The organism is Vibrio sp. 947 (assembly GCF_033339115.1).
Classification (GTDB): domain Bacteria; phylum Pseudomonadota; class Gammaproteobacteria; order Enterobacterales; family Vibrionaceae; genus Vibrio; species Vibrio alginolyticus.
Genome location: NZ_JAWOTX010000002.1, coordinates 20,541 through 36,488, shown reverse-complemented (window position 1 = coordinate 36,488; position 15,948 = coordinate 20,541). Strand labels below are relative to the sequence as shown.

Annotated in this window: 13 protein-coding genes; 5 read left to right on the top strand and 8 right to left on the bottom strand. The window is 44.6% G+C overall.

Features of this window, described 5'->3' with window-relative positions; genetic code table 11:
• Window positions 1-5 precede the first annotated feature (5 nt).
• The 3 genes from mfd to R7Q39_RS02715 all read left to right on the top strand — a co-directional run bounded on the left by mfd (window position 6) and on the right by R7Q39_RS02715 (window position 4,951).
• Window positions 6-3,467, top strand: a complete 3,462-nt coding sequence (gene mfd, locus R7Q39_RS02725; RefSeq protein ID WP_033905041.1) for a transcription-repair coupling factor — start codon at window positions 6-8, stop codon at window positions 3,465-3,467.
• A gap of 7 nt (window positions 3,468-3,474) precedes the next feature.
• Window positions 3,475-4,242 carry a peptidoglycan binding protein CsiV gene (locus R7Q39_RS02720; RefSeq protein ID WP_021707672.1) on the top strand — a complete coding sequence of 256 codons (768 nt, stop codon included), beginning with the start codon at window positions 3,475-3,477 and terminating at the stop codon, window positions 4,240-4,242.
• Window positions 4,243-4,402: 160 nt separating this feature from the next.
• Window positions 4,403-4,951, top strand: a complete 549-nt coding sequence (locus R7Q39_RS02715) for a GNAT family N-acetyltransferase (protein WP_005387823.1) — start codon at window positions 4,403-4,405, stop codon at window positions 4,949-4,951.
• 76 nt (window positions 4,952-5,027) lie between these two features.
• Here R7Q39_RS02715 and R7Q39_RS02710 read toward each other — a convergent pair whose 3' ends face one another.
• The 7 genes from R7Q39_RS02710 to hinT all read right to left on the bottom strand — a co-directional run bounded on the left by R7Q39_RS02710 (window position 5,028) and on the right by hinT (window position 11,241).
• Window positions 5,028-6,317, bottom strand: a complete 1,290-nt coding sequence (locus R7Q39_RS02710) for an NAD(P)/FAD-dependent oxidoreductase (protein WP_005378463.1) — start codon at window positions 6,315-6,317, stop codon at window positions 5,028-5,030.
• Window positions 6,318-6,850: 533 nt separating this feature from the next.
• A complete protein-coding gene (ycfP, locus tag R7Q39_RS02705; RefSeq protein ID WP_005378464.1) occupies window positions 6,851-7,393 on the bottom strand; it encodes an alpha/beta hydrolase YcfP in 543 nt (180 codons plus the stop codon).
• Between the two features lie 75 nt (window positions 7,394-7,468).
• Window positions 7,469-8,350, bottom strand: a complete 882-nt coding sequence (gene thiK, locus R7Q39_RS02700) for a thiamine kinase (RefSeq protein ID WP_206946651.1) — start codon at window positions 8,348-8,350, stop codon at window positions 7,469-7,471.
• Between the two features lie 24 nt (window positions 8,351-8,374).
• The gene (lpoB, locus tag R7Q39_RS02695; protein WP_005378467.1) at window positions 8,375-8,965 is read right to left on the bottom strand and encodes a penicillin-binding protein activator LpoB; all 591 of its coding nucleotides are present in this window, start codon (window positions 8,963-8,965) and stop codon (window positions 8,375-8,377) included.
• 66 nt (window positions 8,966-9,031) lie between these two features.
• Window positions 9,032-9,424, bottom strand: coding sequence for a YcfL family protein (locus tag R7Q39_RS02690; protein WP_005378469.1), 393 nt, complete (start codon window positions 9,422-9,424; stop codon window positions 9,032-9,034).
• Window positions 9,424-10,821: a COG3014 family protein gene (locus tag R7Q39_RS02685; protein ID WP_005378471.1), complete on the bottom strand. Its 1,398-nt coding sequence runs from the start codon at window positions 10,819-10,821 to the stop codon at window positions 9,424-9,426. The genes R7Q39_RS02690 and R7Q39_RS02685 overlap by 1 nt, the downstream gene beginning before the upstream one ends.
• Window positions 10,822-10,890: 69 nt before the next feature.
• Window positions 10,891-11,241 carry a purine nucleoside phosphoramidase gene (gene hinT, locus R7Q39_RS02680; RefSeq protein WP_005378473.1) on the bottom strand — a complete coding sequence of 117 codons (351 nt, stop codon included), beginning with the start codon at window positions 11,239-11,241 and terminating at the stop codon, window positions 10,891-10,893.
• Between the two features lie 269 nt (window positions 11,242-11,510).
• Here hinT and R7Q39_RS02675 point away from each other — a divergent pair, with 269 nt between their 5' ends.
• Together R7Q39_RS02675 and R7Q39_RS02670 are read left to right on the top strand one after the other, a co-directional pair.
• On the top strand, window positions 11,511-13,502 hold the full coding sequence (locus R7Q39_RS02675) for a methyl-accepting chemotaxis protein (protein WP_005378474.1): 1,992 nt from the start codon (window positions 11,511-11,513) through the stop codon (window positions 13,500-13,502).
• 163 nt (window positions 13,503-13,665) lie between these two features.
• Window positions 13,666-14,826 carry a DUF1887 family protein gene (locus R7Q39_RS02670; protein ID WP_005378476.1) on the top strand — a complete coding sequence of 387 codons (1,161 nt, stop codon included), beginning with the start codon at window positions 13,666-13,668 and terminating at the stop codon, window positions 14,824-14,826.
• Window positions 14,827-14,983: 157 nt separating this feature from the next.
• Here the strand turns inward: R7Q39_RS02670 and udp are convergent, their stop codons facing one another.
• On the bottom strand, window positions 14,984-15,742 hold the full coding sequence (udp, locus tag R7Q39_RS02665; RefSeq protein WP_318075750.1) for a uridine phosphorylase: 759 nt from the start codon (window positions 15,740-15,742) through the stop codon (window positions 14,984-14,986).
• Window positions 15,743-15,948 lie beyond the last annotated feature (206 nt).

Sequence of the window (15,948 nt, the reverse complement as noted above, 5' to 3'; positions counted from 1 at the left end):
TTCCTATGACAAAAGCAACGATTCTTTCCGTCACCAACCCTTCAGAGCGTGGCGACAAAAAACAGCTAGGTAATTTGCCGGGCGCAGCTCTACCTCTAGCCATTGCAGAGCTGGCCAAGCAGCATTCGAGTCACTCGCTACTCGTTGTGCCTGACCCGCAAATCGCTTTAAAGCTTCAGGCAGAGATTGAGCAATTCACCGACCAAACGGTAAGCCTGTTCCCCGACTGGGAAACGCTGCCTTACGATAACTTTTCTCCGCATCAAGAAATCATCTCTGAACGTATCGCACGCCTATACCAACTGCCAAGTCAACGTGATGGCATAACCATCGTCCCGGTCAGTACAGTATTGCAACGCCAATCGCCACGTGATTTTCTGTTGCAACACACTTTAATGGTGAAAACTGGTGATCGGCTCTCGCTAGAGAAGTTACGTGTACAACTTGAAAATTCAGGCTACCGCCATGTAGATCAAGTATTTGGGCCAGGTGAATATGCAAGTCGTGGGTCTATTCTGGATCTCTTTCCTATGGGCAGCAATGACCCGTACCGCATCGACTTCTTTGATGATGAAATAGATACCATTCGCACGTTTGATCCAGAGAACCAACGCTCTATCGACGATATTCAGCAAATCCAATTGCTGCCTGCACATGAGTTCCCAACCACTAAAGAAGCGATTGAAGATTTCCGTACACGTTGGCGCACCCAGTTCGACGCACGCCGCGAGCCTGAATCAATCTACATGCAAGTGACCAAAGGCACGTGGCCCGCTGGTATTGAGTATTGGCAGCCGCTGTTTTTTGACCATACCGAGACTTTATTTGAATATTTGCCAGAAGACTCTCAAGTCATCACATATGGTGATATCGAATCTGCGGTCGATACTTTCTTAACCGATGTCGAATATCGATACGACCAGAAAAAAGTTGATCCGCTGCGTCCTCTTTTGACTCCTGAACAGCTTTGGTTGAAAAAAGACGAACTTTTCAGTCAACTAAAACAGCTCCCTATCGCTCAATTGAGCCTAGATAAAGTGGTTAAGCGTGCCGGTCGTCAAAACCTACCAGTACAATCGTTAGCCGAGCTTGGCGTTCAACAACAAAATAAAGAGCCGCTCTCGCGCCTTCGTCAGTTTAGTGAGCAATTCAGCGGCAAAATCGTTTTCTCGGTAGAGTCAGAAGGTCGTCGTGAAGCACTAACGGAGCTGTTGCAAGGCATCAAAGTTCGGCCGGTCGTACATGGCTCACTTTACCAAGCTCTAGACTCGGGTGATCGATTCAGCTTGATCTTAGGCGCAGCAGAGCATGGTTTCATTCACGAAGAGCTGAACTTCGCTCTGATCTGTGAAAGTGATCTACTCGGTGACCGTGTTATCCAGCGACGCCGCAAAGATAAAAAAGCCGTCAACAGTGACACCGTTATTCGCCATCTTGCGGAACTAAAACCCGGTCAACCTGTGGTTCATATTGATCACGGTATTGGCCGCTACATCGGTTTACAAACACTTGAAGCCGGTGGCATGAAAACGGAATACGTCACCCTTGAGTATCAAAACGATGCCAAGCTCTACGTGCCAGTTTCATCACTGAATCTTATCAGCCGTTATTCTGGCGGCGCTGAAGAGAGTGCGCCACTGCATAAATTAGGTGGTGAAGCGTGGGCAAAAGCACGTCGTAAAGCGGCAGAAAAAGTGCGTGATGTCGCAGCAGAATTGCTGGATGTGTATGCTAAACGAGAATTAAAACCTGGCTTCAAATTTGAGCTAGATCGTGGGCAATACGCAACATTTAAAGCAACATTCCCGTTTGAAGAAACAGATGACCAAGCGATGGCCATCAATGCCGTATTGTCAGACATGTGCCAGGCAAAAGCGATGGATCGCTTAGTGTGTGGTGACGTGGGCTTTGGTAAAACGGAAGTCGCTATGCGCGCAGCATTTGTCGCAACGGATAACAGTAAACAGGTCGCCGTACTCGTACCAACAACCTTGCTTGCTCAGCAGCATTTCGAAAACTTCCGTGACCGTTTTGCCAACTTACCAATCCGAGTTGAAGTACTGTCTCGTTTTAAATCTGCCAAAGAACAAAAAGTCATTCTGCAAGACGTTGCCGATGGTAAAGTAGACATTGTCGTTGGTACGCATAAGCTGCTTTCGAGCGACATTAAATTCAAAGATTTAGGTTTGTTGATCGTTGATGAGGAACACCGCTTCGGGGTTCGTCAAAAAGAAAAAGTCAAAGCAATGCGTGCGGATGTGGACATTCTTACCCTCACCGCAACACCAATTCCACGCACACTGAATATGGCAATGAGTGGCATGCGAGACCTGTCGATCATCGCGACACCTCCTGCACGCCGTTTAGCCATTAAAACCTTTGTTCGACAAAAAGAAGAGCCAGTGGTCCGTGAAGCGGTACTGCGTGAAATTATGCGTGGTGGTCAGGTTTACTTCCTGCACAATCAGGTTGAAACCATTGAAAAAACGGCAGAAGACTTACAGAAACTCATCCCAGAGGCACGTATTACCGTGGCTCATGGTCAAATGCGCGAGCGCGAACTTGAGCGAATCATGAATGACTTCTACCATCAGCGCTTTAATGTGTTGGTGTGTACAACCATCATCGAAACCGGTATCGACGTACCAACGGCAAATACCATAATCATGGATCGTGCGGACAATCTTGGCTTGGCGCAGTTGCATCAATTGCGTGGCCGTGTTGGACGTTCGCACCATCAGGCCTATGCTTACTTATTAACGCCACATCCAAAAGCCATGACCAAAGATGCCATCAAGCGTCTTGATGCGATTGCTTCACTGGAAGACTTAGGTGCTGGCTTTACGTTAGCAACCCACGATTTAGAAATCCGTGGTGCTGGTGAGCTGCTTGGTGATGAGCAAAGTGGGCAAATTCAATCCGTTGGTTTTACACTTTATATGGAAATGCTGGAACAAGCAGTGCAAGCATTAAAAGAAGGCAAGGAGCCATCTTTGGATGAGCTGCTTCGTGAGCAAACTGAAGTGGAAATGCGAATCCCAGCGCTCTTACCAGATGATTACATTCCGGATGTAAACACACGACTGTCGATGTACAAACGCATTGCGAGTGTCACAAGCAGTGATGAACTATCAGAGCTAAAAGTGGAACTGATTGATCGCTTTGGTTTGCTTCCAGACGCAACAAAGAACTTACTTGCCGTCTCAGAATTGAAAATTTCGGCTGGTAGTTTAAAAGCGAAAAAGATAGAAGCCCATGATAAAGGTGGATTTATCGAGTTTTACCCTGATGCTGACATAAATCCAGCGTATTTAGTTAAACTGCTGCAATCACAGCCGCAAAAATTTGCAATGGAAGGTCCAACTAAGTTCAAGTTTAGCGTACCATTGGTGGACCGACGTAAACGCATTCAGTTTGTTCAAGACTTACTGAATGATTTTAAACAGAATTTATTACCAACGAGCTAATAGTCGAATGAGAATACTGATCCCATTATTGCTTCTATGTGTCTCAATGCCCTCTTGGGCACAGCGCCAATTTGATATTGAAGTGATCATTTTCAAGCGAGCAGTCGACGCTGAAAGCACAACAGAATCTTGGCCGAATCAACTGCCAAAAATCGATATGGAAAATGTCGGTAGCCTAGAGAGTGAATCCTACCGCCGCTCTAAAGGCGTGACACTTTTGCCAAGTTCTTCTTTCCGTCTCAACGCGCAAGAAGCGGCACTAAATAATCATGCCGGCTTTAAAGTGCTTAAACACGTAGCCTGGCGTCAAGGTGACCGAGGTAAATCTAGCGCCCCAATTTTCCGCATCGTTGGCGGGCGAGATTTCTCTGATTCTTATCAAGCAGATGGCCGCCCAATCAATGGCAATCAAACATTTTCCAGCGACGGTTACAGTGAAGAGACGGTCAATGGTCCTTTATATGAACTAGATGGTCGATTCCAAATATACGTACAGCATTACCTCTTCGCCGAAACAACACTAGATCTGCGCGAACCAAGTGTTAGAGAGGTGCGTTTTGAACCAACCTCAACTGAGCAATTGGCGGATGACTTAGGTGAAGTAGATGGTAACGTCCAAGTCGGTAACTTGGCAGAAATATCGCCGACAGTAACCGAAGAGAAATTCCTGAAGAGTTATCGAATGGATCAAAAACGTCGTATGCGTAGCAGCGAGACTCATTACCTAGATAACCCGTTGATGGGTATGATCATTCAAGTTCGTCGGGTTCGATAAGCACGAGCGGTTCGACAAAGCGCAGCAAAGCTGCGCTTTGTTTTTATCTGCTATACCTCAGTTATTCCTAACCAACGCAGAGCAAGGAAAATAGCTGCGTTCAAGTATAAATAGACAGCTTTCAATTTACTTACACTCAACATGGAAGTCGTATTAGTTCATGAGTCCAGACTTTGAAATCATTGCGCCCCGCTTAGCGCTCAAGCTCATCCCTGCTGAAGAAGCACATTCACTACAACGATTACTTGCAGAATCCCCTTCGCTGCACCAATGGCTTGACTGGTGTGATAAAAACGTCACATTGAAAACCGCGCAGGACTTTCTGTTGGCAACCCGTCTTAACTGGGTCAAAACTGAGGCTTTTGGTTTCGGTATCTATGAGCGGCAAAGTAACACTTTGGTTGGAATGGCAGCGGTTAATGAGTTATATCATACGTTTAATATGGCGAGTATTGGTTACTGGGTTGCCGACCGCTATCAACGGCAAGGCTATGCCCAAGAAGCCGTTAAAGCCTTAGCAGAATTCTGCTTCGCAAAGCTAAGTTTAACTCGACTAGAGATTGTTTGTGACCCCGACAACGAAGCTAGCCAAGCCTTAATTGAGTCCGTCGGTGCACAAAAAGAAGCCATCGCCAGAAACCGGTTTATTTTTCAGGGTAAGCCTAAAGATGGCGTTGTGTTCTCACTTTTACCGACAGATCTAACATAAACAAAAAGCCACCGACTTGCGGTGGCTTCTGCATTTTTTAAGATACAACACATCCACACAGAGTGGATTTAAAACCTTAGTGCAGCTTAAGGTTTGGACGCAGCACGCGATTAATGCGGCCGACGAGCATCATCAGACCGGTTTTGAATACACCATGCAACGCCATTAGGTGCATGCGATACAATGAGATGTAAACGACACGAGCAATACGGCCTTCTACCATCATCGACCCTTTAGTTAGGTTCCCCATCAGACTACCAACGGTTGAGAAGCGACTTAGAGACACTAATGAACCGTGATCTTTATATACATAGTCTTTCAACTCGCGCCCGTTGATCTTCGCGACGATGTTACTAAATGCCTGGCTTGCCATTTGGTGTGCAGCTTGAGCGCGTGGCGGCACGAACGAACCGTCAGACTGGGTGCATTGTGCTAAGTCACCAATAACAAAGATGTCATCATCTCGTGTTGTCTGTAGTGTGTTTTTCACTACAAGCTGATTGATACGGTTCGTTTCTAAGCCAGCGATATCTTTAATAAAGTCTGGAGCTTTGATACCTGCAGCCCAAACCATGATTTGAGCTGGGATTTTCTCACCATCTTTTGTAGTAAGGCCATCTTTTTCAGCTTTAGTCACCATAGTGGCGGTGCGCACGTTTACGCCCAACTTCACCAACTCTTGATGAGCAGCAGAAGAAATACGTGGAGGTAACGCTGGTAAAATACGCTCACCTGCTTCAATCAGATTGACGTTCAACTTGCTAGAATCAAGATCACCGAAGCCATAAGTGCGCAGCTCTTTAACAGCATTATGTAACTCAGCTGATAGTTCAACGCCAGTTGCACCAGCACCAACAATCGCAATATCGACCGTACCGTTACCGTTTTTCGCGTGCAGCTTTAGGAACTCGTTGTTCATTTCTGTACGGAAACGGTGTGCTTGCTCAGGGCTGTCTAGGAAAATACAGTTTTCACGAACGCCAGGCGTGTTGAAGTCGTTTGATGTCGAGCCAATCGCCATCACTAAAATGTCGTATTCTAGCTCACGGCTTGGCATAAGAAGTTCACCGTGTTCGTCTTTAAGCTCACTTAAGATGATAACTTTACGTTCACGGTCGATGTCTTGAAGACTACCCATTTGGAAGTCGAAGCTGTGGTTTTTTGCATGAGCTCGATAGCTCAGTGCATCTACTCCTTCGTCCAAAGAACCTGTAGCAACCTCATGCAATAATGGCTTCCACAAGTGGCTCGCTTTTCGATCGACTAGCGTAATTTGCGCACGGTTTTTGCGACCTAGAGTTCGACCAAGCTTAGTTGCCAACTCAAGACCACCTGCACCGCCGCCTACAACGATAATGCGTGTCACAATGATTTTCCTCTACAAAAATGAATATATGGGGTTCAGCTCGATGCATGACTCACAAACATTTGTGGCATCCATCCAACCGATGAATTCTTGGTTCTTAGAGGTGTCTCAATTACTTGGATTAAAAAACTACCACCCACTTTGATTCTTTATCTATCAATGACTTGTCAGGGTTTGGCATGTTTATCTGGTACGCATACGGCGCCAGAAGTTTTTGGGCAAGTTTATTACTCGCTCTCAATTTTTTTTGATATTTATCAAATTATTTTAGTCCGGTTCATTATATAGAGACCAACTTTGAAGGCAACCAAAATCCGTGTAACGAGTACGGATTGACTACTTTTCGACTACTCTACAACAAGGTGTTCGTGCTACATAGGAGGTAAGTAAGAAAACGGTAAGGAGAACACAATATTCAAAGCGTTAAACCAAGAAAATGTGCCTTTCAAAGAGACAGTGGCTCGGCATACTCAAGAGAAGGAATCGCAGCAAAGCAGCCGATAAAAACGCCGCTTTACTGTCTACACTCAACATTAGTAAGTATTTTTAAATGCCTTTATCGCTTGTAAATGATGAGAGATTTTTTTGAACTTATGAGACTGAGTTTCATCCCAAATGATTTGATAGTGTTTTTCTAACTCAGCTGCCGTTTTCGAATTGTCATGCACTTCATCATCTTTAGAGAGAATCACTAAGCAGTGCGCTTGATTTTTCGCTCGGAACTGATCAACACATTTTGTTGCGATATCTTCGTACTCTTCTGGGCGATCGATTCGACCAGCCATCGTTTTTTCTGGGTGCAAGTTCGGGTTGAACATCACTTGCTTGATACCGCATAGAAAACCAATTCGCTCAGACCAGTAACCACCTAAACCTACCCCACAGATTAACGGGTTTGGGTCATCAGATTGATCGATAACTTTAGACACTTCTTTTAACAAGTGTTGCATGTCGTGCTTTGGGTGAAGGGTGCTGTAATTGATAAAACGAACGTCGTCGTCGATAAATTGCAGTTGAAGAACTTTTTCGTGGTTACCCGGGCTTGTACTGTCAAAGCCGTGTAAGTAAATAATCATGTGTACCTCTCCCTGTGTGTATCTGGTACTTTTATTAAAACTACCACTATTTCCTTACTGTTAAAGGGGAAAATATCACGAGTTCTCAAAACAGTGATCTTCCATACACAATGAGCCTTTCAACTCATACGCACTGTTTAAGTATTGTTCAGTTCCCCACAATTTATAGGCAAGTAGATACCAGAGCATCGCCATCACCAAGGTTCTTGGTTGCCAAGCGTGTACACCTCTCAGCCAAAGAGACACATCTTCGATACCTCGAATTTGGCAATACTGCTTTACCGCTTCTTCCACAGGCGCATTCGCGACCTGAATAGTTAAGGTCAAATCTAGCCTAGGGTCAGCAATCCCGGCATACTCCCAATCAATGACTTTCACCCCACTCTCCCCTCGCACTAGGTTGTAACACCCCAGATCGAAGTGACATAGGGCAAGCGGAACAGGTGCAACGTTCGGTTCCGTGCGCCACTTCATGTACAAAGCCTCAAACTCCGTACCCACATACTGACCATCAAGCTCAAGCCAATAATGATCGATGCGAGAAATATATGAAAATGGAACCAAAGGAATTGCGCTTATCGGATATTGATGAATCTTCGCCGCAATGGATAATAAATCGCTTAGTGCTAAGCCTGACTCCGTCAGTGCCTCTCCTTCTATCCATTCCACCAGCAACCCTTGCTCATGAATAAAAACTGGCTTGGGGCCAATTTCCAATGAAGAGACTGCATTCAGCACTTGATATTCACTGTAACGAGAAATTGAAAAAGCCTTGCAGACATGACTGGTCGGTCGCCAGATGTATGCAAGGCCTTGAGAAGATTCCAACCGCCAACAGCGGTTGGTTAGCCCCCCGGTAACAGTTTGTACTTTTACCGGAGGCTCCGTAAAGAAGCCATCGAGAGCATTAAGACTCGGATCTAACTGTTTTGCTTGTTGCCAAGAAAACCATGCCATTGATGACTTCTCCACCCTGTTCGATTAAAGACCGAATAGGCTCTTAGATTGCGCTTTACGAATTTCAGTTTCATCCGCCCACTCAATCAAACCTGTTTCTAGGTCCATTAGGCGCATGGTCATCTTGTAGTATACATCTTTATCGCTACCTGCATTTTTCACAATGCTAGATAGGTTGCCGTAAAGCATGTATTGAGCACCAACCATTTTACCAAATTGGATCGCTGTGCTTTGGTTAACAAGCTCATCCGTGTTTTGGAAGTTAAGTTGTTCACGCACAGACTCAACACGATCCATATCAACAAAGCGGAACTTACCTGAGTTCAACATCTTAGTAGAGATCGTGTCAGTAATGGATTCAGTGTCAATATGTTCACTGGTTTTGTTCTTAATTCGCTCAACAAAAACGATAGGACGTTGGTCACGAGTAATTGCTGCTACAGAGCCCGACATCATCATGCTATCCACCATTTCAGCCGCGATTTTTTGTAAATCTGTTGAGCCAAAATCGATAGTCGTGGTTTCTGTTGCTTGCGCATCGCCGTAAGAGACTTTGTTAGAACAGCCACCTAAAATGACGGCAAGACCTAAAAGAGCAATAATACTTTTTTTCATGAGAGTTCCTTAGTTTTTCAATACCAGCGCATCGTTAGCGCGGCAGCTTCGGCAGAGCCGTTAAGATTAATCGTCTTGTGCTTCTCTAATTTGCACACGGAATTTTGTGCCATTTGGATTCACAGTAACTTCAGATAACGTGACTTGCTCAAATCCTCGCACAATCATTTTTCGCCACGGACCAGGTTTGGTATTCACTTCTAAACCATTGTTGTCATACCAATAAAATCGGTAAAGAATGTGCTGATCACCTTTGTAATTGCTACTCAACTGCACGACTCCTCGTGGGCGATCATCAACGTAAGTGGTGGTGATGTTGTCAACTAATAAGCGACTACCTAAAACGTTATCATTAAAGAATACTTTTTGCGTTTGGCCATCAATTCGAATACCAGCCGTGTTTTCGGCGCATCCAACTAAACCAATAGCCATTGCTAAACAAACAAGCCATGCTTTCATTACAGTCTCCCTAGCTGTTTATGCCACACGGTTGAGTGTGCTCCCTGACGAGATACCCATACCAATGTAGTCTGCTGTGCAGGCACTTCAAACTGATAGGTTTGATCACCCAAGTTTAAACTTTGTGTTCCCGGTTTCACGATTTTTGAAGCCGTTTTCACTTGCGCTGGCAATGTTTGCCAACTTCTTGTATCTGGCTGTTCGGTCAATGTGTTCCATACATTGAAAAGTATGTTGCCCACATCATCGCCTTTTTTCGCCGCCTCTTTTCGGATTCGATCTTTTGCCCAAACACGAAGAGCTTGACGGATCACTATTGTAGTAAGACGTTCATTAAGATCGTTTTGCGCCATCGCATTAACATCAGTCAGCGTACTGGAAGGCAATACCTGACCATTTAAAACAACATCGCTAAAACGTTGAGCACCTCGGTTCTGATAATAAGGAAGCGCCAACGAATAAATCGCGCCATTATCGCGACTGTCGTAAATCGGTAAATCAATACGCCACCCTTTCATCGCCTCAACAACACCCTGCTCATCAATAACGATGACTCGCCCTTGTGACTGAGTTAATCCAGAAGGTGCTTTGCCATACCGCTTCTCTAGCATGCGCAAGTCTTCACGCATGCCTAACTTCTTAGCAGCGTATAAGGTGCTTTCTACAACTTGCTTGTTGTCTGGCATTACAGCGAGTGCTCGTCGGTAATCAACATAAGCACTGTTTAAGTCTCGCGACGCTTCATATAACAAGCCAGAAAGATAGAACAGATAACCATTTTGTACCGCGCTTAGTTTTTTACCAGCATCAGGGTAGTTCGCTAATACACTGCCTAAATTGGCAGACATGCCTTGCTTGTTAAGGTCTTTCTCTGCTGCTTTTAGCTCTTTTTCACGCGCATTTCTTGCCGCTTCCTGAACTTGATTAGCTCGACGCACTTCAACTAGTGCTCCTTCTAAATCGTTTTTCTGTAAGTAATTTAGTCCTAGATACAGGTGCAAAAAGCCAAGTTCGTAATCGGCGGGATGATAATCTTGGAGATTGTCGTTCACTGCGAGAGAGCCGACGCTCGTTGCCGTGTCTGACACAGATATCGTCGCTCGATCTTGTTGAACACGTACGGCACGATCGCTGCTTTCTAGCGCATTCAAACTTGTTGGGTAATCTTCAGCAAGAAAAGAGATGCGACCTTTTTCAAAATTGCCAAGTATCTCGCCACCCACTTCACTTGATTGAAGTTGTTTTGCTTTGGCATATTCCCCTGCAACAACGGCTTGATAAACTTCTTGATTCTGGTTGCTGTAATGACTAAACAGATTGCCCGCAGATAAATTCGCGCAGCCAGAGGCCATTAAAGCCCAGCTCATCAGCCCTAACAGCTTTACACCTAGTTTCACATTTATCTCCACAAATGTGTCATTCGACAGGAAAAAGAAGTGGGTGAATCGCCACCCACTTTTAAAAGCTTAGCTCAATACCATTGGACCTAGAGGGCGGCCGCCTAGTAGGTGCATGTGAATATGGTAAACCTCTTGGCCACCATGTGGATTACAATTAACGATCAGGCGATAGCCGTCTTCAGCAATACCTTCTTCTTTCGCCAACTTTCTAGCAACAGTGAACAAACGCCCCATCATTGCTTCATCTTCAGCTTCTACATCATTCGTTGTTGGGATCAGTTTATTCGGAATAATGAGAATATGGCTTGGTGTGCGAGGGTTAATGTCGCGAAACGCAGTCACCAAATCATCTTGATAAAGGATATCGGCAGGGATTTCCTTGCGAATAATTTTACTAAAGATCGTTTCTTCCGCCATGAGGACTCCATTTTATAAACGTAATTAGACCCCAATTAGTATGCGCCAACCAAAAGCGGAGCTCAATAAAAACAGTGTTCACTTAACATTATTAATCAAATGCTAATTAACGAAGCTTTTTTTGTCGTGTGCGTCATAAAATGCGCATCACAAACTGAATACAATCCAATGAATTTTGTTACTTTTTTAAGACAATTATTATTTTTATACCCAAGTAAATTCAAAAATACTTGGGTAGCTTGTCTATTTTTGGGAGAGGAAGCTCACTTATGCGAGGTTCAGTTATTAAAAGGATGTATGCCGGCTTTGCACTGATCATCATCCTATTTGCCGTCACAATTGCCATTATGATGGGAGGAATGAGTGATATTCACGGAAAATTTGGCACGGTTTCTAAATCATCCCTACCGTTGGTATCGTTATCTAATCAAACCAGTGTTGAGCTGCTTTCTGCCGACAAATCATTTAAAGACTTCCTGACGACAGAGAATAAACAACGCATGGATGAAATGCGTCAGGAATTTGCTAGATCTCAACAGCGCTTCGAATCCACATTGGCTCAACTGAAAACCGCAAGCCAAATCTACCCTTCTCTTGCCGAACCGTTTTCACAGTTAAAAACGTTAGAGCAGAGCTATTTTACAGAAGCTCTAGAGGCCATGGACAACTACGAAGCAATGTTTGCGGCTCAAGAAGAAGTGCAAAAATCCTCACGCCGCTTCCAAAAACTGAATACCGAACTTTCGGTTGGTCTTAAAGAATATGTGGCAGATCAAACCAGCATTTCTGTCAAAGTCATGGCAAAGAGCTACTTTATCAAGTTAAAAGATGCCGAAGTAATTACCTCTGATGCCCTCGCCAGTTCCAACCCTGAGTTTGTTACGCAAGCCGTAGCTAAAAACCGCAAAGCAGTAACGCACTTGAATTACGCATTCCGCGGGTTGGTGACTCAGCTTCCTGAGCTAGAAAAAGCTTTTGGCGAATCTGTAGAGCAATTTACTCGTGACGTTGGTATGCGTGGCGGTGTGCTAGACCAACATAATAATTACCTCAATGCTCGCGCCGCTTTGTATAACAATATCGCCAACCTAGCAAATAAAGTGGATTCAACCATGGCGATTCTTGAGCAATTCACGACAACCGCAACAGATAAGCTCAATGAATCATTGGCAGATGCTGGTGACATATATTCGGCAGGTGTAACGAAAGCCATCATCATTGGCGTTATTGTCGTTTTACTCGCGACAGCGATTGGCTACCACATCGCACAAAGCGTTCGCGAACCGTTGACTCGTATTCTAAAAGTGTTAGAAAGCCTGACTGAAGGAGATATGACACAGCGTATCGACATTCGCTATAACAACGAATTCAGCCGTGTGAGTGGACACATTAACTCACTCGCCGACAACCTTCACGAGATCTTGGTGAAACTCAACGAAGCGTCAGAAAACCTATCGTCAACCGCGACAACCAACGAACGCACCTCTTCGCAAGCACAAATTAAATTGAGCTCTCAACGCGAACAAACGGCAAACGTCGCTACCGCGATGACAGAAATGTCTCATTCAGTGCAGGAAGTCGCGCAAAGTGCGCAAGGCTCGCTAGAAATGGTGCAACGCGTCGAATCTGCCTCTGAAGAAGGCAGAAATGTTATGAGCAGTAACATCTCAACCATTAATCAACTAGAAACACGTTTGAACGAATCGGTCTCCGCAGTTTCTGAGCTACAAAAAATGAGTGGTCAAATTGGGTCTATCCTTGATGTGATCCGCAACATTGCGGAGCAAACCAACCTACTGGCATTGAACGCGGCAATTGAAGCGGCTCGCGCTGGTGAACAAGGTCGCGGCTTCGCGGTAGTGGCAGATGAAGTACGAGTACTCGCATCAAGAACGACTCAATCAACCACTGAAATTGAATCCATGATCAGTAATCTGCAATCTAGCTCGCAATCGGCGAACCAAGTCATACAAAGCTGTATGAGCGATATGGAGATGTCGGTTGAGCAAGCGTCAAAAGCGAACAGCTCAATGGAAGAGATCCAGGCGCTAATCATTGAGATCAGCCAAATGAGTACGCACATTTCACAAGCAGCAGCAGAGCAAAGTGAAACATCAACAGACATTGCTCGCAGTATTGAAGATATCAACAGCATCGCCGATGAAAGTTTCCAAGCCATGTCGAGTATCGCACAAACCAGTGAATCACTGACCCACTTGGCTCATCAGCAAAATGAATTGGTCCACCGCTTTAAGTTATAAATACTTTATAATTAAGAGTATTAATTAGTGCAATCAACTGTATAAGGGCGACTTTTTGTTAAGTCGCCCTTGTTTTTTGTCGGCCATGTCTACATATGATTAATAAGGCCAGCTCATCCCCTTGCACAACTCTTTTCGAGCGGCCTCATAAAAAGGAAAATCTATGGCTGTTCATGTTGGTATTATCGACCAAGACCCAGTGAGATTGGTCACTCCTCTATTAGATAATCGTACGCTAAGCACACATATCGTCTTCATCGGAGACAAGAGCCAGTTAGATATATTTGACCGACTGAGTGCCGTTTTAGATCAACGAGAAATTACTTCTGAATTTTTTGAAATTCCATCCGCTGTTAATACATCTCTGATCAAACAAGCAATTCAAAAACTGGCAAAAGATCTCCATGAACGCGGCGAAGATGTAAAATTGAACGCGAGCTGTGGTCTTCGTCATCGCTTGTTGTCGGTGTACGAAGTTTTCCGTACCTATCGCTGGCCAATTTTTGTGGTTGAGCCTAGTAGCGATAAGCTTTGTTGGTTATACCCTGATGGCAAAGAAGATACCCAAGTAGAAGATCACATTACGATTGCAGATTACCTCACTATCTTTGGTGCACGCGGCGAATTTCACCACGTTGATTTACCACCTCTTCTTGATAAAAAATTGTATGAACTTGGTGAACGATGGGCCTCAAATGCGCTTGAGCTTGGGCCAGGTCTAGCAACACTTAACTACCTTGCAACCACATGCCGCAAAGAACAAAAGCTTGATGTCGAGCTCTCCGAAAAACAGCAGGGCTACCGTGAGCTCAACATGTTGCTTTCAGATTTAGTAGAAGCAGAAATCGCCACCTATGAGAATGGCGTTTTAACGTTTGCAGATGAAGATGCTCGACGCTTTTCAAACGGTGAGTGGTTAGAAACTTTGGTTCACAGCACCGTGAAGCAAATCCAAGACACCATGCCGACGATCCAAGATCGATCGTTAAATGTTCAGGTTTATCGCAAACTTGGTGAAAGTGAAGTACGCAATGAGTTAGATGTCGCAACAGTTGTAAACAACAAGCTGCACATCATCGAGTGCAAAACCAAAGGCATGAGAGATGACGGCGACGATACTTTATATAAGTTAGAATCGCTTCGCGATTTATTAGGTGGCTTACAAGCGCGCGCAATGTTGGTGAGCTTCCGTCCTCTTCGTCACAATGACATTACTCGTGCTGAAGACTTAGGGCTAGCCCTGATTGGCCCTGATGAGCTTAAAGATTTAAGAACGCACTTAACGGCTTGGTTTAAAGACGCGGGCGGTTCAGACGAGATATAGTGCCATTAAGAAAAGCTAAAATTCACAACGATAAAAAGCAGCATTAATGCTGCTTTTTTTATACCTAAATTTTAGCTGTACGCATTTCTATAAGTAGAAAAAAACCAGAGGTTAGCCTCTGGTTTTTTCTGTTTGTTTAAATGCCAACTATAGCGGCTTAAAGCATTTTACGCGCTGCTTCTACAACCACTTTAATTGAACGCGCTTCCGTTTCTTTCAGAGTTGAATGATCTGGAATCTCTTTTTGTGTACGGTTGATGATAACACCAGCCACACAACCCGCTTTTAAACCAGAGCTCGCACACATTGTTAGCAGTGTTGCAGACTCCATCTCGAAGTTAAGTACGCCCATGTCTTGCCATTCTTGCATAGAGCCTTGGAAACGCTTAACAACACGACCAGAGAACGTATCGTAACGTTCTTGACCAGGGTAGAACGTGTCGCTTGATGCAGTCACACCCATGTGAACTGTAGCGCCAGACTCTTCTACCGCTGCTTTCATTGCGGTTGCTACTTCAAAGTCAGCAACTGCTGGGAATTCCATAGGAGCAAAGTGTAGGCTCGCACCGTCAAGACGAACTGACCCCGTCGTTACGATCATGTCACCCACGTTTACATGCGGTTGAATTGCACCCGTTGTACCAACACGTAGGAAAGTGCGAACACCAAGCTGTGCCAATTCCTCAACTGCGATAGAGGTAGAAGGACCACCAATACCTGTAGAACAAACCACAACAGGTTTACCGTCTATCTCTGCACGGTATAGCGTGTATTCACGATGGCTTGCTAGAAATACTGGATTTTCCATTTGTTCTGCGATTTTTTGAACACGCGCTGGGTCACCAGGAATGATCGCTAGAGTCGCACCATTAAGATCAGCTTCAGTAACACCTAAATGGAATACAGCTTGAGACATAAGTCGCTCCTTATTGTGGCTTATTTTATGAACAATAAGCTCATTAATCAGTTATTGGGTACAGATGCACTGTAGCGAACCTTTCACCAACATAGAGTGATCACAATCACAATGACAAAATGTAATGAAAATGAAATTTCAAACAAAACTGGTATTGATCACACTTTAAGGGGCGTTAGATCATTTTGTTGCATAGCAATGCGTGA

Coding starts and splice junctions, on each gene's coding strand:
- lpoB (WP_005378467.1), bottom strand. CDS start 8,965: ATGAAAAAAAGTATTATTGCTCTTTTAGGTCTTGCCGTCATTTTAGGT.
- R7Q39_RS02690 (WP_005378469.1), bottom strand. CDS start 9,424: ATGAAAGCATGGCTTGTTTGTTTAGCAATGGCTATTGGTTTAGTTGGA.
- R7Q39_RS02720 (WP_021707672.1), top strand. CDS start 3,475: ATGAGAATACTGATCCCATTATTGCTTCTATGTGTCTCAATGCCCTCT.
- R7Q39_RS02675 (WP_005378474.1), top strand. CDS start 11,511: ATGCGAGGTTCAGTTATTAAAAGGATGTATGCCGGCTTTGCACTGATC.
- udp (WP_318075750.1), bottom strand. CDS start 15,742: ATGTCTCAAGCTGTATTCCATTTAGGTGTTACTGAAGCTGATCTTAAT.
- mfd (WP_033905041.1), top strand. CDS start 6: ATGACAAAAGCAACGATTCTTTCCGTCACCAACCCTTCAGAGCGTGGC.
- ycfP (WP_005378464.1), bottom strand. CDS start 7,393: ATGATTATTTACTTACACGGCTTTGACAGTACAAGCCCGGGTAACCAC.
- hinT (WP_005378473.1), bottom strand. CDS start 11,241: ATGGCGGAAGAAACGATCTTTAGTAAAATTATTCGCAAGGAAATCCCT.
- R7Q39_RS02715 (WP_005387823.1), top strand. CDS start 4,403: ATGAGTCCAGACTTTGAAATCATTGCGCCCCGCTTAGCGCTCAAGCTC.
- thiK (WP_206946651.1), bottom strand. CDS start 8,350: ATGGCATGGTTTTCTTGGCAACAAGCAAAACAGTTAGATCCGAGTCTT.
- R7Q39_RS02670 (WP_005378476.1), top strand. CDS start 13,666: ATGGCTGTTCATGTTGGTATTATCGACCAAGACCCAGTGAGATTGGTC.